Origin of the sequence: Streptomyces sp. NPDC091649 (assembly GCF_044756785.1) — a bacterium.
Taxonomy (GTDB): domain Bacteria; phylum Actinomycetota; class Actinomycetes; order Streptomycetales; family Streptomycetaceae; genus Streptomyces.
In genome coordinates, this window is sequence record NZ_JBIVTR010000009.1 from 119,951 (window position 1) to 141,604 (window position 21,654).

Genomic DNA, 21,654 nt, shown 5'->3' on the forward strand with positions numbered 1-21,654 from the left:
GGGCCGGTGACGCCCCCGAGAGGGATCAACGCATGGACCGCATGATCAATACCGTTCGTCACTACAGTTGGGGCTCCGCCACAGCCATTCCGGAACTGGCCGGAGTCGAACCGGACGGCACTCCGCAGGCCGAGCTGTGGATGGGGGCCCACCCGGCGGCTCCATCCCTGGTCCGGCGGCACGGGGAGCCACAGCCCCTCGACCGGGTCATCGAGGAGCGACCCGAAACCGAGCTGGGTGAGCCGGTTCTTCGACGCTTCGGCCCTCGCCTCCCGTTCTTGCTCAAGCTGCTGGCTGCCGAGGCGCCGCTCTCACTCCAGGTGCACCCGGACCTGGCCGGGGCCGCCGCCGGCTTCAAGCGGGAGAACGGGCAGGGGGTCCCCCTCGACGCCCCCCACCGCAACTATCGCGATGACAATCACAAGCCTGAGATGATCGTCGCCCTCGGCTCGTTCGAGGGACTCTGCGGCTTTCGCACAGCGCGGGACTGTGCCGGACTCCTGAGTGCATTGCACCTCGACGACATGGATCAGTACTGCGTGACGCTGCGTTCGGTGCCGGAGGAATCCGCGCTCCGCCAGGTTTTCTCCGCGTTTCTGGCTGAGGGGCCCGCGCTCGTGGACGACGTCACGCGGGCCGTGGCACGCGAGGCACGCACCGTCGGCCCGTACCAAACCGCTTTCGCAGGCTACGACTCCATCGCACGGGCGCACCCCTCTGACTCCGGGCTGCTGCCGGCACTGATGCTCAACCATTTCCGGCTCGCTCCCGGCGAAGGACTGTTCCTCGGGGCCGGAATCCCGCATGCCTACATACGGGGCCTGGGAGTGGAAGTCATGGCGGGTTCGGACAACGTGCTGCGTTGCGGGCTGACTTCCAAGCACGTGGACTCCGAGGAACTCCTCCGTGTGATTTCCTTCTCGGCCACTCCCGTACGCACCCTGCGGCCCACCACTACGGACAGCGGCGAGGAAGTGTTCGCCACCCCCGTCGACGACTTCCGACTGTCCGTCGTGCGGCCCGGCCCCCACCGGAAAGCCGTAACGCTTGACTTCGCTGCCCCGCAGATCCTTCTCTGCACAGCCGGCACGGTCTCCGTCATTGGTCCGGAAGGCGAGATCGCGTTGCCCGCCGGCAGCTCCGTATACGCGCCCGCCGGCGAGCCCGTGACGGTGGCCGGGAATGGGACCGTCTACCGTGCCACCGTGGACGTGAGCTTCCCATGACGCACAGTCAGGGACTTCTTGCCGATTAAACCGGAGCTAAACTTAATCTTTTTGACCTTACTGGTTGCCACTCCGTACGCCCGCCTCTAATGTCGTTCCAAGTCGCCAAATACTAGGCGACGCACCCACGCTTGTCAGCAATTCGAGCGAACTGCTCATGGGTGTTCTCTGGCTATCCAGTACCTCGTCGGCCGGTGAGAGCCGCAATGACTTTCCGGCCGGCGGGGACTCATCCGCCCGGACTGCATCCCTTAATGCAGCATGCGATGCGGAAGCCTCGTTCGTTGCGCCTTCGAAGCACAGTTCGGGGCGGAGCAAACCGCCATTCACGGCAGGCGTGACGCCCCGCCCGGAGATCCGTTCCGGGCCGCGTGCACGCCACCACATGGGAGCGAGACATGAGGAAGATCTTGGCCACCGCAGCGGGAGCGCTGCTGGCTGTCACGGCCGCCGTGCTCACGGCACCCTCCGCGGCTCAGGCCGCAGGGGCACCTACGGGGTTCCACGTCAGCGACGGCCGCCTGCTCGACGCGAACGGCAACGACTTCGTCCTGCGCGGGGTCAATCACGCGCACACCTGGTACACGGCCAGGACACCGCAGGCGCTCAAGGACATCAAGGCCCTCGGCGCCAACTCGGTTCGCGTGGTGCTGAGCACAGGCGACCAGTGGACCAGGAACGACACCGCGGATGTCGCAGCCGTCGTCGAACAATGCAAGGCCAGCCGCCTGATCTGCGTTCTTGAGGCCCACGACACTACGGGGTACGGCGAGGCCGGTGCCGCCGTCTCGCTCTCCCGCGCGGTGGACTACTGGAAGGGAATCAAAAGCGCGGTCGAGGGGCAGGAAAAGCACATAATCCTGAACCTGGGCAACGAACCGTACGGAAACACGGGATACGAGAACTGGACCTCCGGAACTGCCGACGCTATCAAGAACATGCGGATCGCCGGATTCAAGCACACCATCATGGTGGACGCCCCCAACTGGGGCCAGGACTGGTCCGGAACCATGCAGAGCAACGCGGCCGGCGCATTCGCAGCCGACCCCGACAAGAACACGGTCTTTTCGATCCACATGTACGGCGTCTACGACACGGCCGCCGAGGTTCAGGACTATCTGAACGGGTTCGTTGCACAGAAACTTCCGATTGTCGTCGGTGAATTCGGCGACGCGCACTCGGACGGCAACCCGGACGAGGACGCGATCATGGCGGCTGCCCAGCAGTTGGGAATCGGCTACATGGGTTGGTCCTGGAGTGGAAACAGCGGCGGGGTCGAGTACCTGGACCTGGCCACCGACTTCGACGCAGGCCGCCTGACCACGTGGGGCGACCGTTTCTTCAACGGACCCGACGGGATCAAGGAGACCGCACGCGAAGCCACGGTGTACAAGAGCGGCGCCTGCGAGGTGACCTACAGGCTCAGCGACTGGGGAAACGGTTTCAACGCCGACGTCACGATCCGCAACACCAGTACCACCGCGATCAAGGGCTGGCAGCTCCGCTTCGTCTTCCCGGGTGACCAGAAGGCCGACGCCGCGTGGAACGCCGTGCTGAGCCAGGACGGTTCGACGGTCGAGGCCACGAACACGCCCTGGACGGAGAACATCCCGGCAGGCGGCTCGGTAAACTTCGGCCTCAACGGCTCCTCCCCCACGGCCAACGGTGTTCCTGGCACCTTCGTCCTCAACGGCGTCCCCTGCACCAAGGGCTGACCCGCCGAAGGCAGCGCCGCCCGCAAAACCCTGGGCGAAAGCGAGCCTCCCTGGCGCCGACGCGAACGCGGCCTCCCCGCGCGGGAAAGCACCATGGCCTCCCCGCCGATCCGCGCGGGGAGGCCGCAGTGCAGCCCTCCGCAGCATGCCAGTCACAACCGGAGGGCCCTTCTCAACAAGCCAGGTCACAGATCGTGGCCTCAAAGGCGGTGGGCGGGATGGCGGAGCAACCGCAAGCTACCTGCTGCCCGTCCCCACATGGCCATCAAAAGAGTGCCGTAGCCCACTACATTGCTCAGCACGTAGGGCCCTCGGATGTCCCGTCAGTACCGGGACACGACCAAAGCGAGGGTGACTCCGAACCGAAAAGGAGCGCCGCAAAAGAGATCGAGGCCGCGCCCCTGAAACTCGGGGCACGGCCTCGACCAATCTGCAAGGGCCTACTGCTGCGGCGCTGGTGCGGTGGATCCCCTAGGAGTGAGAGAAGGAGTCGGAACCTGGAGGGCTTCGGTGGGCGTTCCCTCTATCAGAGCGAAAAGGGACCGAGCAACCTCCGCACCGAAGTGGTGAACATCGTGGCTCATGGCGGACAGTGGCGGATGGGTGATCCGGCACAGGTGGGAGTCATCCCAGGCGAGCAGGGAGAGGTCGTCCGGGACCACGAAACCCATCTCCGCCGCGACTCCCGCGCCGGCGACCGCCATGATGTCGTTGTCATAAATGATGGCGGTGGGGCGTTCCCCCGCCAGGAGGAGTGCGCGAGTGGCACGCGCCCCTTCCTTACCATCGAAGCCGGTCGCTATCTGGTGTCCTTCCTCCAGACCGAGCTCACGCACCGTCGCGGCAAAGGCTGCCGTCCGGATAGCGCTGTGCCCGAACTCGGCTGGACCACCGACCCGCGCCAGCCGCCGGTGGCCGAGCGCGGCCAGATAGCGGACGGCCTCAGCTGTCGCCGTGGCATCGTCGGTCCACACCGCGGGGAAGGACCCCGTGAGTGACGGGTGCCCGACCGCAACCGCGGGCAGACCTACTGCCTGAAGCGCCGGAACCCGCGCGTCGTTCTCCCGGAAGTCGACCAGAACAGCGCCGGCGATCGTCTGGCTGCGCCACCACGTCTTGTACACGTCGATCTCTTCGTCGACATCGCGCACCAGCCGCAGAAGCAGCGAGCAGGACCGTTCGGCCAGCACGCTCTCGATGCCGGAGATGAAGTCCATGTAGAACGGTTCCAGGCCCAGCAGCCGGGCCGGCCGGCACAGGGCCAGCCCGATGATGTCGACCCTCTGACTGGAGAGGCTGCGTGCTGTCTGATTCGGCGCCCAGCTCAGCTCCCGCGCCGCTGCGAAGATGCGCTCGCGCGTGATATCCGAAACGCCCCGTTTGTTGTTGAACGCCAACGAGACGGCACCCTTGGAGACACCGGCACGGGCCGCGACGTCCTTGATGGTGATGCGTGCCGGACCGGTCACTTGGTATCCGCGCAGTACAAGGCGGACCGCGCGTCCTCCGCGCTGACGTCGCCACAGCCGTCGACCCGGATCCGTACCTGCTCGCCGGGGAGCAGGGTGGTGAGACCGCGGTCGGCGGCGGCGCTGGGGCTCAGCCGGTCTGCCTGAAGCAGGAGGTCCCTGACGAGGGTGTGTGCGTCAACCACGATGTCCACCTTACCTTCGCTGCCCGTGACCGTCTCCACCTCGACGGCGAAGGACGGCTGGGCGTAGGCGAACTCCTTGTCGGGCACCGGGAAGTGCGTGGCCCGCAGACCGTCGGCGTCGGCGACGAGGAATTCCTTGGCGCTGCGCTCGTCCGGCACCAGCTCGGCGGGAACCGGTAGCCGCGCGACGGAACGCGCGGCGACGCTCACCTCGTACGTGCCCTGGCTGACGGTGGCACCGTCGGCTTCGAGGCGGCGCAGTGTCACCGCGGTGCGCCATTCGGTGGGGGCCTGGTTGATGGCTGCGAGGACGAGGCCCTCGTCGCTGGGCTGCAAGGTCAGCAGCCGGTCCGCGTAGACACGGCGCAGCTCGTAGTGGAGCGGCTTGAGGCGGCCGTCCCCGTCGATCGCGGCCCAGGAGCTCACCGGCCAGCAGTCGTTGAGCTGCCAGACCACGGTGCCGGCGCATGTCGGCCAGTGGGAGCGCCAGTGCTCGATGCCTGCGGCGACAGCGCGGGCCTGGACGACCTGGGTCAGGTAGTGCCACCGGTCGAAGTCGCCCTCGGGCAGGGTGAAGTGGCGGGCGACGCCGCGGTTGAGCTTGCCGTTGCCGTCCTCGGCCTTCTGGTGATGCAGCATGCCCGGGGAGTCGGGGGCCAGCACCTCGTTCGGAAGCGTGCGTCGGAGGGTGGCCATCGCCGGGGGGGCCTGCCATCCGAACTCGGCGACGAACCGGGGGACGTTCGCCCGGTACTCAGCGTAGTCCTGGCGGTTCCACACTTCCCAGGAGTGATACGTGCCGTGGTCCGGGTCGTTCGGGTGGTGGTCCCACGATCCGGACCAGGGGCTGCCCGCGGCGTAGTGCCGGGTGGGGTCGAGTTCGGCGACCAGACGGGGCAGCAGACCCAGGTAATAGCCCTCGCCCCATGAGTCGCCCGCGAGGCCGGGCTCCCAGTCCCAGTCGCGGAACCCCCAGAGGTTCTCGTTGTTGCCGTTCCACAGGACCAGACTGGGGTGCGGCATCAGCCGGACAACGTTGTCGCGCGCCTCTGCCTCGATCTCTCCTCGCAGCGGCTGCTCCTCCGGGTAGGCGGCGCAGGCGAAGAGGAAGTCCTGCCAGACCATCAATCCGAGCTCGTCGCAGACGTCGTAGAACGCTTCGTCCTCGTAGATGCCGCCACCCCAGATGCGCACGAGGTCGACGTTGGCGTCAGCGGCCTGGCCGAGCCGGGTGCGGTAGCGCTCCGGCGTGACGCGGGAGGGGAACACGTCGTCGGGGATCCAGTTGACCCCCCGGGCGAACACGCGCTCGCCGTTGACGACCAAGGTGAAACCCGAGCCCCGTGCGTCGGCCGTGCGGTCCAGTTCAATGGTGCGGAAGCCGATGCGCCGGTGCCAGGCGTCCAGCTGCTCGTCCTCGTCGGACAGCGTGACGTCGAGGTCGTACAGCGGCTGGTCACCGTATCCGCGCGGCCACCAGAGTTGTGGGGCGTCGACCGCCAGGCGCAGCACGGCCTCGTCGCCCTCGAAGCGGACCTCTGCCGTTTCGCCGGCCACCGTGGCGCGCGCCAGCAGGCTCGCGTTCGCACCTCCGGCGGTGCGCTCGACCTGCAGTCTGACCTCGACATTTCCCGTGGCTTCGTCGACGGTGACGAGCGGCCGTACGGACGCGAGACGCGCCGTCGACCAGTGCTCCAGCCGTACGGGCCGCCAGATGCCCGCGGTGACGAGCGTCGGCCCCCAGTCCCAGCCGAAGCTGCTGGCCATCTTCCGGATGTACTGGAACGGCTCGGGGTAGACGTTGGGCCGGTCTCCGGTGATCGCCCGTACCGCTTCGGCCTCTGTGTAGGCGGAGGCGAAGTTCACCTCCAGCCTGCCGGTCAGCCCCGTGACGTCGAACCGGTAGGTGCGGTGCATGTTCCGGGTCGCTCCCACCTCCCGTCCGTCGAAGGTGATCCGGGCAGCGGTGTCCAGGCCCTCGAAGACGAGGTCGGTGCGCTCGTGCCGGCTGTCGTGGGAGACGTCGGTGGCATAGGTCCACGAACGCCGTCCGACCCAGGCGACCTCGGTCTCGTTCAGCTCCAGGAACGGGTCCGGAATGACTCCGGCGGCGAGCAGATCGGTGTGGACGCAGCCCGGGACCTGAGCGGGGAGCTGATCCTGCCCGTGACGCAGGGTCCAGCCATCGGTAAGCGGGGTGACGTCTTTCATGTGCGGCTCCAATCGCCCAGTGCGCGCGCTGGCGGATGTGTGACGTCGCACAACTTAGCCCGCCACTCGATCACTGTCCATAAACCGGTCTAGTCACGGACTCGTAACGCACCGAACATCTTCAGGCTCTCTAACCAGCACCAAAGCATCGCCTGGTAACGATTGGGCATCGTCCGGGAAATGAGAGCTTTACCGGTTCACACACTGGCTGTCATAGTGCCAACATCCCACCGCAGACCTGAGCCGCCATCTGAAGGAGTTGGGCACATGGGGAAGACCAAGACGCTCGCAGGTGCACTTTTGGCCATCGCGACGCTGACCGCGACGGGCTGTAGCGGCGGAGGGGCGCCCTCGACCGAGATGGCCGAGGCCCCCGCCGACCCGGGCAAGGCGACCGGCTCCATCACGGTCCTCACCCAGCGGACGGACCTGGTCCAGAGCGGGGCCATGGACGCGTACGCGGCGGAGTTCAACAAGATCTACCCGAAGGTCAAGGTGAAGTTCGAGGGCCTGACCGACTACGAGGGCGAAGTCAAGATCCGGATGAACACCGAGGACTACGGCGACGTCCTCATGATCCCGGCCTCCGTCTCCAAGAACGACTACCCCAAGTTCTTCGCCCCCCTCGGCACCTCCATCAAGATGGCGGACAAGTACCGCTTCAGCGACAAAGCCGCCGTCAACAACAAGGTCTACGGCATCGCCCAGTTCGGCACCGCGAACGGCTTCGTCTACAACAAGGCCCTGTGGAAGAAGGCGGGCATCACCGCCTGGCCCACCACACCGGACGAGTTCCTCGCCGGCCTGGAGGCGATCAAGACCAAGACCGGAGCGACCCCCTACTACACCAACTTCAAGGACGGGTGGCCGCTCGTCCAGTGGACCACCAACATCGGCTCCGTCACCTGCGACGAGAACGCCACCAACAAGCTCGCCGGCCCCGTCTCCCCCTGGAAGCAGGGAAGCGAACTCCAGGTGATCGACACCCTGCTGCACGACATCGTCAAGGGAAAGCTCTCGGAGAAGGACCCCAGCACCACCAACTGGGAAGCCTCCAAGACCAAGCTCGCCAAGGGCGAGATCGGATCCATGATGGTGGGCTCCTGGTCCATCACCCAGATGCAGGACGCCGCCAAGAAGGCGGGCAAGAACCCGGACGACATCGGCTACATGCCCCTCCCGGTCCTGAAGGGCGACGGCCACTGCGCCACCCTCGTCTCCGACTACCAGCAGGCCGTGAACGCCCACTCCAAGCACAAGGAGGCGGCCCGCGCATGGATCGACTGGTTCACCGAGAAGTCGGGCTACTCCGCCAAGGAGGGCGCCGTCCCCACCCTCAAGTCGGCCCCGATGCCGGCCACCCTCAAGGATTTCGTTGACAACGATGTCACCTATGTGGAGCGCTCCGAGACCGACACGGGCAAGGTCAACGACATCGACAACGCCGCCGAGATCGGGCTCAATAAGCCCGACTACCGCCAGAAGCTGATCGACATCGCCCGCGGAGCCCAGAAGGGCAGCCTCGAGGACTACTTCACCGACCTGAACAAGCGGTGGGACGAGGCAGCAAAGACCGCCGGATCCTGACCCGGCGAGGGAGGCCCCGGCCGAACGACACCGGCCGGGGCCCGCCCCTCCCGCGCACAAGGAATCGAGACGCGGATGACGAAAGGCCCGACATGACCAAGACGACCGAGGTCGCGAGCGTGAAGACGCACCGCGCAGTGACCTCCCGTCGCAGGACCAAAGCGAGCGGCACCAGCCACCCTCAGGGACGCCGGACGTGGGGGCAACTGCTCCGCCGCGCGACTCCGTGGTTGTTCCTGGCAGCGCCCCTGGTACTGCTGATCACGTTCACCTACGTACCCGTGGGGAACATGATCTATTACAGCTTCACGGACTGGGACGGCATCAGCCCCGACCGGAACTTCACCGGAGCGGACAACTACGTCCAGATCTTCACCCGGCCCGAGCTCTTCCGGGTGTTCTTCGTGAGCTTCTACTACCTGGCAGCCTCCGTGGCGCAGATCGCCATCGCGCTCTACTTCGCCACGGTGCTCAGCTTCGATCTGCGGTTCCGCAACCTGTTCAAGGGCCTGCTCTTCTTCCCCTACCTCATCAACGGCGTGGCGATCGGATTCGTCTTCCTGTACTTCTTCCAGGACGGCGGAACCCTGGACTCGGTCCTGTCCTGGTTCGGGGCGGACACCGACCACGCCTGGCTGGGCGACCCCGAATCGGCGAACACTTCACTCGCCGGCGTATCCGTCTGGCGCTTCACCGGCCTGAACTTCGTCCTGTTCCTCGGTGCCATCCAGTCGATCCCCGGCGAGCTCTACGAGGCCGCCCAGCTCGACGGCGCGACCCGCTGGCAGCAGTTCCGCCACATCATCGCGCCGAGCATCCGGCCCGTACTCAGCCTGAGCATCATCCTGGCGATCTCCGGCTCACTCGCCGTCTTCGAGATCCCGTACATCATGACCGGCGGCGCGACCGGCACGTCGACGTTCGTCATCCAGACGGTGAAGCTCGCCTTCCAGTTCAACAAGACCGGGCTGGCCTCGGCCGCCGCGGTGGTGCTGCTGATGATCATCCTGCTGATCACCTGGATCCAGCGCCGTCTCGTGCCCGACGAAAAGGTGGACCTCGTATGACCACGGCCCAGCAGACCGCTGCCACCACCCGTTCCGTGTCCGACACGCGACGCGTTCGACGCCGTGGCCGCATCAGTCAGACGCTGATCTACCTGTCGCTCGTCGTGGCCTCACTGGTGGTCCTTCTCCCGCTCAGCGTCGTCTTCCTCACGTCTCTGAAAACGTCCAAGGAAGCCTCGGACGGCGGCGCGCTGTCGCTGCCGGGCAACTGGCTGAACTTCAGCAACTACGCGACCGCGTTCTCCGACGGCGCGATGCTGACGGCCTTCGGCAACACCGCGTTCATCCTGCTGTTCTCCATCAGCGGCACCGTGATCATCGGGTCGATGACGGCCTACGCCATCGACCGCTTCCACTTCCGGGCCAAGAAGCTCATCATGGGCCTCTTCCTCATCGCCACCCTCGTACCGGGGGTCACCACGCAGGTCGCCACCTTCCAGGTAGTGAACAGCTTCGGGCTTTTCGACACGCGCTGGGCCCCGATCCTGCTCTACATGGGCACCGACATCGTCTCGATCTACGTGTTCCTGCAGTTCATCCGCGGCATCCCCGTCTCGCTCGACGAAGCCGCGCGGCTGGACGGGGCGAACTCCTTCACAATCTACCGAAAGATCATTTTCCCGCTGCTCAAGCCGGCGATCGCGACCGTGGTGATCATCAAGGGGATCACCGTCTACAACGACTTCTACATCCCCTTCCTCTACATGCCCTCCCAGGAACTCGGCACGGTCTCCACCGCCCTGTTCCGGTTCAAAGGACCGTTCGGAGCCCACTGGGAGAACATCTCGGCCGGAGCGGTTCTCGTCATCATCCCCACGCTGGTCATCTTTCTGTTCCTCCAGCGCTACATCTACAACGGCTTCGCCCAAGGCGCTACCAAGTAAAGGCGCGGGCCGTCGCCCCCATGACCGTCAGGTCAGGATCACCGTTAGCCCACTGGACGACAGTGGGCTGACCCTCCGGGGGCTGAGAGAACGACGCGGCGAATAAGCTGGCACGGCGAACACCGCCTGCGACCGTGACCAAGTCCGGACCGCGCTCGACGAGGAGACGACCAGTTGCCTGGGCTACTTCCTATGGCACGGCACTCGGCTCCGCCTACGCGTCGATGTTCCCCGAGTACGCCGACCCGATCATGCTCGACAGCAACATCGGTAACACACACCACGAATGGCAGAGGGCAGGCTTCGCCCCTGTCCAAGCAGGACAGGGGCGAAGCAACGTTTATGCGGCGATCGTGAGCGGGGTCTCCATCCGCTCCCAGGCCCCGAGGACGGCCTTGTGCGCATCCGGCTGCAGGTGAGCGTAGCGCTGAGTGGTCTGGAAGCTCTCGTGGCCGAGGAGGTGCTGGACCTCGTAGAGGGAGACTCCTTTCTGGACCAGCCATGAGGCGCAGGTGTGCCGCATGGAGTGGGGCGGATAGTGCGGGACGAGCTGCTGCTCGCCGTCGTCATCGAAGTAGCGCGCTCCTTGGACGGCTGGCCACCAGGTCTGTCGACGCCAGTTGCCGTCATCGAGCAGTCGTCCGGCCCGGCCCCTGGTAACGGTGGTGAACACCACGGCGTCCCGGTCAAGCCGGTAGATGTGGCGTTCAAGTGCTTCCAGGACATGGGCCGGGAGCGGGACCTCCCGGCGGCTCCTGGAGCTCTTGGGATACTCCTTGATGCCCCTCTTGGTGTTGACCTCGACCACGAAGAGGCGCGAGCGGCGCTGGTCGATGCGGTGACGGTGAAGGCCGGAGAGTTCGCCCCAGCGCAGTCCGGTGTAGACGCCCAGCAGGCACATCGTCTTCCAGGGGGCGGGAAGCTCGTCGAGGATGCTCTGCGCCTGATCGGTCGTGAACCACTGCGGCGGCTTGACGGCGATCTGAGGCAGGTCGATGCGGCGGCACGGGCTCAACGCGATCACATCGTCATCCACGGCCGCGCGCATGATGGACGAGGTCAGGTTGTACGCCCGCTTGATCGCGGCAGCGCCCACGCCCTTCTCCACCAGGGAGCGGATCCAGCTCTGGACGTCCATGCGAGTAACGGCCCGCATCTCCCAGTCCGCCCAGTGGGGCATGACGTGGTTCTTGATGGTTGAGGCGTCGCCGCGAAGGGTGCGGGGCTCCACGATGCGGGCGTCCCACCACCGGTCGTGCCACTCACGGAACGTGATTTCGCCGGCCCGCGGGTCGCGCATGCCTCCGCGGGTGGACTGTGTCTCCATCTCGATGCCCCAGGCGCGGGCCTGCGCCTTGAGGGGGAACGACTCGCTGTACCGGTCTCCTGCCCGGTTGCGTACGGTCGCTTGCCAGTTGCCGGACTTCAACTTGCGTAGGTACAGGTTCTACTCCTTGTTCGACGACGAGGGGGCCGCCAGGCGCGGGGTCAGCGGCGGGCTGTCGGCATGGCAACGGCGCGACGGCTGAGGAACTCATCAAGGCTGGCCGCTGGGACCCGCACGCGGGAGCGGCCTGGCCCGGTGCGGAGGTCGACGACAGGCAGGTCGCCGGCTGCGATGAAGCGGTAGACGGTCCGGCGGTCGACGTCCAGGGCGGCGGCGACGGTGGGTATGGACAGCAGGCGTGCGGGCATAGTGGGGGCCTCGATGTGCTGGGGGATGGGCTGGGCGTCCGGCGAGACGGCCATCAGAGCGTCGGCCGGTACAAGGAGCGGTCAAGTAGCCCTGCCGGGGGCGTGCAACGCCGTGGGGAGAGCCTCGGCCGAACGGAGGTTGGTCACACGGCGGCTTCGTGGTGCTCAAGGGTGCATACCAAGTGGGCGGTTGCGCCGCGTGCGCCCCGCGCTCTGGACTTCAGCCAGAGCGCGGGGCGAGATTCACGACTTCACTGACTCCGGAAGGCCCATGACGCCCTCCAGTCGGTCCCAGTCGATCCCGGCGTCTTCCACACGGAAGCAGTGCGCGTAGCGCCGGGCCAGCCAACTCGGAGTCACACCGGCCAACTCAGCCACCGCGAAAGGTGAGATGCCCATCCCGAGCCACTTCACCAGGCAGGACTCCCGGAGAATGGAGATGGGCTCCCCCAGCCGCCACGAGTACCGCTCATCCCGTGGCAGAACGGCCTCCTGGGCCTGCTCCCATACCTGCTGGTATACGGGAGTCGAGGCTGAACGTCCGGGCAGGTCGGGAAAGAGGAGATCATCCTCCCGCAGGCCGGCCGCGCTTATCCACGCCCGCAGAAACTCGACGGACTGCGAGCGGAGGGGAATTTCCCTTGCCTTCCCGCTGTAGCGGACGGTCAGCTTGCCCAGGCCACGCTCCGGGAGAACCAGGTCGCTCACTCGCAGCCCACGGGCTTCGCCCGGGCGCAGAGCCTGCTCGGCCACCACACGCATGAAGGGGTACACCGAACGTTCAACGCCCTCCCGTCCACGCACCCACTCAAGCAGCGCTCGAACCTGCTCCTCGGAATACAGCCACTCTTCTTCCATGACTTCGACTTCGACTTCGACCGACATAGTTTTGAACTCCTCACGGGAACGACGGAACACACCCCGCGGATCAGCGGGTAGTTCAATGGTCTGGAGAAACGCCGGTTTGGCTAACCGGCGATCGTCGGTTACCTAGCGCCCGACACGGCACGTACAACGCTCTGGCCCATAGACGCGTAAGCAGCGCGTAGTCGCGTCGCTGCGGACTGTTCTAGGTTTGCTTGCTTCGGCGCGTCATTCCAGTCCATTGCGCGCTCAATGTGTCTGCCGTCGGCGAATCAGCACAATCAAGAACCGCGTCGGGGTACTGCCAGCTGCACCAGCGCCGGGCAGTGAGGAGCCAGGGACAGAGCAGGCGCCTTCTAAGCGCCTGCTCTATTGACTGACCCAGAAGCGGTGTCTGCGGCTAACCTCGCCCGTATCGCTTCTTACTCCGCGAGGTGTTCGTCGAGGATCTGGATACCGCCTCGCCGAAGGCGTTCCTGGACCTAGGCAGGCCCGCCCCAAGCAGCATTCGGTGCGGGCTACCCTGCGACATGCACAAGTTCACGCACGGGGTGACCTGTTACCGGTCGTGCCTCCTCCACGCCACCCCTAGGTGGAAACCCGCTACTACGGGAGAGTGAAGCGGAGCCAAATCCTCGTACTGACAAGCTCATATCCAGCCAGCCCCGGTACGTCAAAGGGATCAGGGGTAGCGGGGAATGTGGCGGCGGGCACAATCCAGGACCCCGAGACATGCTGATGTACGTCTCGGGGTCCGGGCTCAGATGGGATGCCCGTTTCACCTCAGAGTCGCCAAGGCTGATCTCGCAGATGCCGCCGAATAGGCGGCGCTCCAAGCGTCGGCAAGGATTGCCTCGACCAGAGGACGCCCGCACAACCACGTTCGCCCGGTTCAGGGTTGTTTCAAGCTAGGGAATTGGCGCATCAACTCTTGCGCTTCTGCTACGGCTGCCCCATCCGTTTCCAGAGCTCGGTATAGAAGTGGTGCGATCTCGCGCCTCCGATTACGCTTCCGAAGCGCGCGCGCCCAAGTCGCAACTGCGCCGGAGGGGAGCAGGCGTATTACATCGTCTACAAGCCCGGGAGCATGGGCGTCGCAGGCTTGCACCCAGGCGAAAAGACCTTCGAACGGGTCTGTGTAGTTCGAGGCCAATCCTGCGACGAAGCCAGAGCGGTTGGCCTCGGCGAGTTCGGCTGCAACCTGGGTGTCGTAGCTAGCCAGGCCGTTCAGGAGCTCTGTGGCAAATTCCCAGTGCTGGCTGTGCAGGCCGAGGTCAAGTGGCAGGCCGCAGCGAAGCAACCGGGTCGTCATCTCTGGAGCCATGTGGGCCAGGAAGGGATGGATCGCGGCGTACTGAGCCTCGTATCGTTCGAGGAGTTCCCGGGCCTCGGCCGGCCTGAATTCGTGGAGAACTTCAACCGCATACAGGTGGTGTTGGGGAGGGTTCGGCAGGCTTTGCTCGAACTCATCAGCGAGCGTTGCAAGATCCATCCGACCTACGACGGCCTTGCCGACCGCGGGATCGGCTTCCCAAACGAAGGATACGAAATCGTGGAAGTTTTGCCAGGTCAGGTCTGCACGAGGCCGTGAGAGGGCGTAGGCCAGTTGGTCAAGCTCAAGGCTCCGGGCGAACTTCTTGGCCAGCCGGCGAGCCGCACGGTCGGGGGCTCGCCCACCCCGGAGGAATCGTGGAGCAAACCCCAGGAGAAATGCCCAGGTATCAAATATCTTTTGAGACTCAACGGGAGGATTTTTTGAGACCTGCGACGCAAGGTAGGGAATCAATCTTTCGAATAGCGTTAGACCTAGGTCCCGAGCTGTGTAGGCCAGAGTCTTGAGCAGCTCGTTGACGCCTTCAATACTCGCAGGGGGATCGGCGACAAGCGCTTGAAAGGCATTCGAGTCATAGGCGTCGCCGACTTTCCCCATGAGGCGCAGCCCACCTCCCTGCGTGATCCTGTCTACGGCGTGGGTGGTGGAGTAGATGTGCGGCCACCCACCCTCGGGAATAATGCGCGCAAGCGAATTCGGGTCCACATCAACGAGAAGCTCTTCGGTGAATTCTTTATCGTGGCATGCCAAGGAATTGACCAAGTCTCCGATTGCCCACCCGTTCTCCGGTGAGACGTTGACTAGCCATTCACGCATTTTACCGCAACGATTGCGAACTAGATCCAGGCAGACACTTTCGTCCAGAAGCAGGAGTCGTTCGAGGAGTTGGGCAGCCATGCCCGCATCAGCTCCGACAGGCGTGGAGAGCGCACGCTCGGCCAACGCGCGAATACGTGAGCGCGTGAGGACCTTGTACCGGGCGAGCACCCAACGAGATTCCGATAGGTGATTCCGTCCAACGAGCCACGCGGCGCCCCGCAATGGTGTTCCGGGTGCGTCCAGCGCAAGGCAGAGAAGGGCCGCTGCAGCCTCACGATCTGCTTCAATCTGGCTCTCAGGCAGTGCGGCTCGGACACGGCGCGACCGGCGAGCAGCAGGCACAGGCGTCTGTGGCGCGGGAGCCACTGCTGAGGCGATAGGAGGAATCACGATGGGTGTCTGGGGCGGGAGGGGAATTTGAGGTGGATGCAGCATCCACGTGATCAGCGCCCAGGCAGCCCTGAGGTGTGCGCAACGCAGGATCCCGTCACTCACAATTGTCAGGCGCTTGTCCTGCAGGATGCGCAGACCCCGGTCGATCCACACGCGGTCACGGCCAAGCGCATGAGCATAGGCTTCAAGGTCGCGAGCCGTCACACCGGCATCCACACTGGCAACCTGGGCGATAGCGAGCGCTAGCAGAAGCAGATCCGCACGGTCATGGCCGCGCAAGTCGAGCACGTCGCGTTCGGTGCGCCGCCAGCCGCCTGTCAGCGTGTAGAAGAAGCGCCAAGCAGACTCTGCTTGCTCGGCTTCGGTCAGGCGGTCTAGCAGCCGCTCGTCACCGATTTGCTCCCCTACGGAGTCGTCCAGCCTGCGTACCGCGGGGAGGATCTCGTCCGCACGCTTACGCATTTCGTGGGCAAGTGTGCCTACCGCAGCAGCACCGCTGATGCGGTAAGTGCTGACGCCGCCAGCCACATGATCCACTCCAACGATCAGTATCAGCTGATCCGCGGTGGCAGTCTCAGCCAACTCACGTACTAGATCTGCAGACAGGTCTTGCGCATCGTCGATCAGGAGGACTTTGCGATGTGCATACAGGGCGAGATCGGCCCCCCACTGCCGTGGACCACGCTTGCGAGCATCGTCGCGCAGCCTCAGTACCTCGTAGCCGTCGTTCTGGAGGAGATCACTCATAGCTTGGTACGCGGTAATCGACTTGCCACAGCCGCTGTCCCCGTTGAGCACGACGGCGTGATCGCGACGTAGCGCGTCAGCGAGGAGATCGACTTCGAGGAGGCGCGGGCAGGCGTCCACATCGCGAGGCCCGAGGCGTGCTCCGGCCAAAGCACGCCCGATGTCTCCCTTGCCGGTGAACGAGACCGTGTGCCAAGACGACATGGCCTCTCGTTCGCGGACGTTGCGGGCTAGGGCTGTCAGGACGGTGTCGGCCGTGGCAGCAATGTCATCGATGCCAGACGCTTCAGGCCCAATGCGGCAGATGAGCCACCCGTGATCCAAAGGGACGAGAAGTTGCTCGACCATGTGTCGATCTCGCTCTGAGTATCCGACCAGGAGCAGGGTGCGCGGGTGGTCGGCTACGAGGTGCTGTATGCGGACATCGAGCTCAGGGCTGAGGGTTCCGGGCAGATGAGGAAGCACCCATGGCTGTTCAGGACGAGCGGCGTCGCCGTGGGGTTTGAACAGGATTCCGGAAGGGATCTCGGTTCCGTACTGGCGGCGATAAGCAGATTCGAGAGAGGTGTCCCAGTTGAGCGAGACGACACACTCAATGACGCCGGCGTGGATCAGCGCCGCGAGTTCCTCGTGGGCAGTGGATGGCTGTGCGCTGCGACGGAGATCGAGGTTGGCCATCTCTTGTTGGAAGCGCCGTCTGGCCAGTATGTGGTTGCCCACAGTGCGCCACGCGAGATTGCTACGAGCAAAGTCGTCGCCGATGAGAAGCTTCGCAGGTTGATCGGGCTGGCCAAGTTCAGCAGCGAGCAGCGCTCGGGCTTCGGGATCGGCGTCGATGGCGTCCCAAAGCAGTGCGGTCAGCCCTGCACTGGTTGGGTACGGGGTCGAAAGGGACAACCCTGTTCCGATGACGACCATGACGCCGAGCTCCAGTTTGTCGCGCAACTGTGCAATGCGGTTGGCGACGTCACTGCTCGTCGGTTCGGGGGGCTGTGTGCAGGAGTCTGCCATCGCGACCAACTCCTCCGCGTGGAACTCGGAATGCTCCGCTGTGAAACCGCGTGCTTCAAGTTGGCGGCCGGAGTGGGGAATCGCTGGCTGTCCTTCCGCAGGCATCAGTTCGGGAGCCGGGGCCCCATTCTTCTGCAGCAGGTCGACGAAGGCGGAACCTGTGGCGAACCTACGGGCCGGCAGCGCGCGCAGGCGGCGATTCTCGTGCTCCTCGTCGTCGTGAAGCACGATGCCGATGAGGCAGCCTTGGCAGAAGACTGCCGCCCCTGAGATCCCACTCCACGCCCTCCGCTGGTCGGTTCGTAGGCGCGGCGCAGCGTGCTGGTCGAGCGTGTAAAGGTCGTGCGGGCCTTCGCCTCCGGCCAGCGGCGAGAGGACACCACGTAGGTGTTCCACGAGACGTTGGCCGTCCTCGGCTCTGGTCTGGAGCGGGTAACCCAGGCCAGAGTATGGAAGGGCTTCAGTGCCGTCCGGACGGCCCCAGCGCACCGTTCCTGGGACGTCCACTGGCGCGTCCAGGTGCAGCAGGGCCGCGTCCGCGCCGTCAGGATCGGTCCAGCAGACGGTGGCCGCACGCCGTTCCACGCCGCCGGACGGCGGATGGCCCACCCCGGCGGTGATCCTCGGCCAGACCTTACCGGTTTCATCGACGATGACATGGCGGGCGGTCAGCACCAATTGAGGAGCGATGAGGTAGCCCGACCCAGATTTGCGGCGGCCTGTGCCATCGCAGCGGACATCTGCCAGTCTGTGCTTGTCCATGCAGTCGTCTCAGCCTATGTCCTGATCAGCCACCATCTGCGTTACCGTCAGTCCTCGCCCCAGGAGCCGGTCTCGTCGGCACTGACCTCAGCCCGCCCGCCGCCAGTGGCCCGATCTTTGACCTTCAGCGCGAGGGTTAGCTTGTGTGTCCTCATCGACCCGGTCGAGCCGCCGGCACCTACGGTGGCCACGCCGAACGTCAGCTTCCCCTCCCCGCGGCCCTCATTGCGTAGCTCCAACAGCAGCTCAAGTTGGGCCTCCTCAATCTCAAATGCGAACTGCTGCCCCACGCTTGCCCCCTGGGCTGCGTACAGCTCCTGACGCAGCTCCTCGATTGCTGCAGCCAACCCGATCTCTGCCATCCTGTACCCCCGCGCCCTCACCTGTCGAAGCGGCCTTGCAGCTTCGGATCTGATCATCAACGGCCGATTGCAGCCGCCGCTTCCGCAGCAGTCTGCCCAACCACGTCATGTCGCGCCAACTGTGCAGGGTCACCGACCGCAGAAAGAGCAACCGAGTAGTCGTCCCAGCCGTGTTCTTGACCGACGGCTCGCGTCACCGTTCGGCGCGCCGTTCCGGCCCGTAGGGACTCAATCCCCTGAGGTACGGCTCGAACTCCTCCGGCGTGGGTTCACGTGTGTGCGGCATCTCCGGAAGCCCGCTGCCCAAGGGGTCGACCAACGTCACGTACCCCCTTGCCCACTCCAACCAATCTCGGGCCGAGTCCAGAGCCCGCTCGTCCACGGCGCCGTCCAACTCGCCGATGCGACGTTCCAATGCCATGCAGTACGCACTGAGGGCAGCCGCTTCTTGCCACCGCCCGGCCTCTTCGCGTAGCACCTGGGCAAGTTGTTCGCGAACAGCTTGTTCCTTCGCTACGCCCATGGCCGCTTGCCAACGAACTTCGCGTTCCGCCCTGGCCTGCTGTTCGTCCTGCCGGCGCCGAGCATCCTCTACAGCTCGTGCCTCGATCTCTTCAAGGATCACGCCCAAGGCTTCTTCAAGCGTCCGGCTCTTCCGATCCCGCCAGCGACCGGGCCGATCGGTCAGACCATGGGCAAGCTCCACGACGAGACGAGCGGAGCGCTCCGGATCCGTGGACTCCGGGAACTCCTGCCTGACTGTGACGGTGTACGCGAAACCCTCGACAGCGACGTCCACGCCGCCCTCGCGCGGGAAGAAGGACGACCGTGCCTTCTGCACCTCATACCCTCGCCGTACCGCCTCAGCCGCCAGACCCTGCAACAGCAGCAGCGACCTACGGCGCAGCGCAGACGGCATCACCAACCGACTCTCATCGTCTTTGAGCGCAGCCACCACCGGATGCAGGTGTCCCAGCCGCGCGGGAACGGGAACCGGCCCTCCGACCGCCTTCGGCCGCTGACTCCGCGCGTTGGGATGCGGGCCCTCCGCAAGGAACAACTCCAGCCCCGGCCCGCCATAAGGGACCTTCTCGATGCGTTTGCCCGTCGGCTCCAGGCCGTGGCGCTTCGCATAATTGACTACGCGCCGCCACTCCGCGACCTCGTCGTCATCGGGATCAGCGATCCGGACGTGCCCCTCGGCGACGAGCCGCTCAATCAGTTCCTGCGCCTTCGCCTGCCGGGCGCGCGCGATGGGCCGCTCGTTATAGGGCGGCCGAGGCTTGGCAGGCTCCGTCAGCTCACCGCCGTCGGCGACCGCAGAGTCGTCGTCGATCATCAGGAGCCAACGATCCCGCATCACGTCGGCCGAACGCCAGCCACTTGACATCAAGGTCCGAGCGCCCTCGTCGACAACAGGGTGCACGGGGAGCCGATGATGCCGTTCGATCCAGGCCGACCACCAGTGCACAGGCTCCAGCCCATGCCGCGCTGCCCTACCTCGATTAGAGCCGAAAGGGCCTCCGCCAGCCATGGGAGTCCTCTGGGACTTCCGGCCCTGGCAACCGACACAAGCGTGAAACAACCGAAAGTCCATTCGCGCTGCTCAAAGGCCACCACGCCCCCATCACGGCAGGTTACAGCGCTGGCTGGTCCCTTCCGGGACAACTGACCATCGAGAGCCGGCAGCTCTGCGCAGAGCGTCGCCCGCCCTCGGCGCCCCATCGATATACGCCACCCCCAGAGGGCCTGACCTGCCCAACAGGCCGCCTGACGCTCCATCAGAACGAGCGTCAAATGAGCGTCAAGATGCCTCGGAGAGCGTCATTTCAGCGTCAAGATATCGCCCGTAACGCCCACAGTGCACATAACGCACATCGCCTAAACCTGCAGGTCAGGCGCCCTTTGCGACGGGTTCCAGGATCGCCACGCACTCCACGTGGTGCGTCATCGGGAACAGGTCGAACGCCCGCAGCGTCCGCACCTTGTACCCCCCGTCCCGGAAGTACGCCAGGTCCCTCGCCAGCGCTGCCGGGTCGCAGGCCACGTAGGCGATCTTGCGGGCGCCCAGGCCGGACAGGTGCTTGACGACCTGCTTGCCCGCGCCCGCTCGCGGCGGGTCCAGGACGATCAGGTCGCATTCCGTGATGCCCGTGCGGGGCAGGACCTGGTCGACCTTGCCGTGTTCGATGCGGACCCGGTCGAGGTCTCCCAGGTTGTGGCGGGCGTCCTCGACCGCGCGCTTGCCGGACTCGATGCCGAGGACCGCGCCCTTCTCGCCGATGCGCTGGCCGATGGCGCCGGCGAACAGGCCGACGCCGCAGTAGAGGTCGAGGGCCGTGTCGTTCTTGCGGGGCAGCAGGCCCTGCATGACGGCGCGGACCAGGGTGTTGGCCGCCTGCGGGTGAACCTGCCAGAAGCCGCCGGAGCCGACGCGGTAGGTGCGGTCGTCGGCGCGCTCGCGGACGAAGGCGCGCCCGTGGACGCGGTGGACGCCGCCGTCCTTCTCGTCGACGCGGAGCACCGAGACCGGCTTGTCGAGCTCGACCAGGGGGAGCCGGCCGCCGGGCTTCGGGGTGAGGATGACCTGGCGGTCGTTCGAGCCGGTGGCCGTGATGGCCTCCACCGCGGCGATCTGCGGCCACTCGCGCTTCTCGACGCCGAGTTCCGAGACTCCCGGTGCGGCGATCAGGCAGCGGTCGATCGGCTGGACGTCGTGCGAGCGGTGCTTCCGCAGGCCCGCGCGGCCCTCCGCGTCGACGGCGTACTGGACGCGGGTGCGCCAGGCCGGCACCTCGCCGGCGGGGAGCTTGTCGCCCTCGGCCGGCATGACGGTGCCGTCCCAGCCGGCTTCCTCGGGGGTCAGGCCCGCCAGACGCAGGAGCTGCTCGGCGATGACCTCGCCCTTGAGGCGGCGCTGCGCGCCGGGCTTGGCGTGCTGCCAGTCGCAGCCGCCGCACATGCCGGGACCGGCGTACGGGCAGGGCGCCTCGACGCGGTCCTTGGACGCCTCGATGATCCGTACCGCGTCGGCCCGCAGGAAGCGGGAGTCCGTGTCGCCGTCGGTGACCCTGGCGATGATCTTCTCGCCGGGGAGCGTGTGGCGTACGAAGAGCACCTGGTTCTCGGCGGTGCGGGCGATGCAGTGACCGCCGTGCGCGACGGGGCCGACCTCGACCTCGTACTCCTCCCCGACCAGCGACGACGTGGTTTCGTTCTGCATGAGGGGAGGCTCCAGGGAGGAAGGGGGCAAACGGTCGAGCGGAGGTCCGAGCGTACGACCGGACAGCAGCCCATCAGTCTACGTGGCCGCGGGCGGAGGTG

General features: G+C 65.7%; 14 protein-coding genes. 5 read left to right on the forward strand and 9 right to left on the reverse strand.

Annotation, left to right across the window (positions count from 1 at the left end):
- Positions 1 to 32 precede the first annotated feature (32 nt).
- Entirely contained in the window at positions 33 to 1,226 is a 1,194-nt protein-coding gene (manA, locus tag ACIQMU_RS17600; protein ID WP_402689166.1) for a mannose-6-phosphate isomerase, class I, read from the forward strand.
- 398 nt (positions 1,227 to 1,624) lie between these two features.
- The gene (locus tag ACIQMU_RS17605; protein WP_402689167.1) at positions 1,625 to 2,941 is read left to right on the forward strand and encodes a cellulase family glycosylhydrolase; all 1,317 of its coding nucleotides are present in this window, start codon (positions 1,625 to 1,627) and stop codon (positions 2,939 to 2,941) included.
- Between the two features lie 440 nt (positions 2,942 to 3,381).
- On the opposite strand, the gene ACIQMU_RS17610 is transcribed toward ACIQMU_RS17605, so the two are convergent.
- Both ACIQMU_RS17610 and ACIQMU_RS17615 read right to left on the reverse strand, forming a co-directional pair.
- Positions 3,382 to 4,410: a LacI family DNA-binding transcriptional regulator gene (locus tag ACIQMU_RS17610; RefSeq protein ID WP_402689168.1), complete on the reverse strand. Its 1,029-nt coding sequence runs from the start codon at positions 4,408 to 4,410 to the stop codon at positions 3,382 to 3,384.
- Positions 4,407 to 6,806 (reverse strand): glycoside hydrolase family 2 protein, encoded by a 2,400-nt coding sequence (locus tag ACIQMU_RS17615; RefSeq protein ID WP_402689169.1) that lies wholly within the window; start codon positions 6,804 to 6,806, stop codon positions 4,407 to 4,409. Before ACIQMU_RS17615 ends, ACIQMU_RS17610 begins: the two co-directional genes overlap by 4 nt.
- A gap of 267 nt (positions 6,807 to 7,073) precedes the next feature.
- Here ACIQMU_RS17615 and ACIQMU_RS17620 point away from each other — a divergent pair, with 267 nt between their 5' ends.
- From ACIQMU_RS17620 to ACIQMU_RS17630, 3 genes are all read left to right on the forward strand, one after another.
- Positions 7,074 to 8,393 carry an ABC transporter substrate-binding protein gene (locus ACIQMU_RS17620; RefSeq protein WP_402689170.1) on the forward strand — a complete coding sequence of 440 codons (1,320 nt, stop codon included), beginning with the start codon at positions 7,074 to 7,076 and terminating at the stop codon, positions 8,391 to 8,393.
- Between the two features lie 92 nt (positions 8,394 to 8,485).
- Positions 8,486 to 9,460, forward strand: a complete 975-nt coding sequence (locus tag ACIQMU_RS17625; protein ID WP_402689171.1) for a carbohydrate ABC transporter permease — start codon at positions 8,486 to 8,488, stop codon at positions 9,458 to 9,460.
- Positions 9,457 to 10,344, forward strand: a complete 888-nt coding sequence (locus ACIQMU_RS17630; protein ID WP_402689172.1) for a carbohydrate ABC transporter permease — start codon at positions 9,457 to 9,459, stop codon at positions 10,342 to 10,344. Before ACIQMU_RS17625 ends, ACIQMU_RS17630 begins: the two co-directional genes overlap by 4 nt.
- Before the next feature lie 340 nt (positions 10,345 to 10,684).
- Here the strand turns inward: ACIQMU_RS17630 and ACIQMU_RS17635 are convergent, their stop codons facing one another.
- The 7 genes from ACIQMU_RS17635 to ACIQMU_RS17665 all read right to left on the reverse strand — a co-directional run bounded on the left by ACIQMU_RS17635 (position 10,685) and on the right by ACIQMU_RS17665 (position 21,553).
- Positions 10,685 to 11,773 carry a tyrosine-type recombinase/integrase gene (locus ACIQMU_RS17635; protein ID WP_402689173.1) on the reverse strand — a complete coding sequence of 363 codons (1,089 nt, stop codon included), beginning with the start codon at positions 11,771 to 11,773 and terminating at the stop codon, positions 10,685 to 10,687.
- A 59-nt stretch (positions 11,774 to 11,832) separates the two neighbouring features.
- Entirely contained in the window at positions 11,833 to 12,039 is a 207-nt protein-coding gene (locus tag ACIQMU_RS17640; protein ID WP_164237079.1) for a helix-turn-helix domain-containing protein, read from the reverse strand.
- A gap of 243 nt (positions 12,040 to 12,282) precedes the next feature.
- Positions 12,283 to 12,924 carry a tyrosine-type recombinase/integrase gene (locus ACIQMU_RS17645; protein WP_402689174.1) on the reverse strand — a complete coding sequence of 214 codons (642 nt, stop codon included), beginning with the start codon at positions 12,922 to 12,924 and terminating at the stop codon, positions 12,283 to 12,285.
- 871 nt (positions 12,925 to 13,795) lie between these two features.
- Positions 13,796 to 17,968, reverse strand: a complete 4,173-nt coding sequence (locus ACIQMU_RS17650) for a trypsin-like peptidase domain-containing protein (protein ID WP_402689175.1) — start codon at positions 17,966 to 17,968, stop codon at positions 13,796 to 13,798.
- Between the two features lie 47 nt (positions 17,969 to 18,015).
- A complete protein-coding gene (locus tag ACIQMU_RS17655; protein WP_402689218.1) occupies positions 18,016 to 18,387 on the reverse strand; it encodes a trypco2 family protein in 372 nt (123 codons plus the stop codon).
- Positions 18,388 to 18,523: 136 nt separating this feature from the next.
- On the reverse strand, positions 18,524 to 19,669 hold the full coding sequence (locus ACIQMU_RS17660) for a hypothetical protein (RefSeq protein ID WP_402689176.1): 1,146 nt from the start codon (positions 19,667 to 19,669) through the stop codon (positions 18,524 to 18,526).
- Between the two features lie 555 nt (positions 19,670 to 20,224).
- Entirely contained in the window at positions 20,225 to 21,553 is a 1,329-nt protein-coding gene (locus ACIQMU_RS17665; protein ID WP_402689177.1) for a class I SAM-dependent RNA methyltransferase, read from the reverse strand.
- Positions 21,554 to 21,654 lie beyond the last annotated feature (101 nt).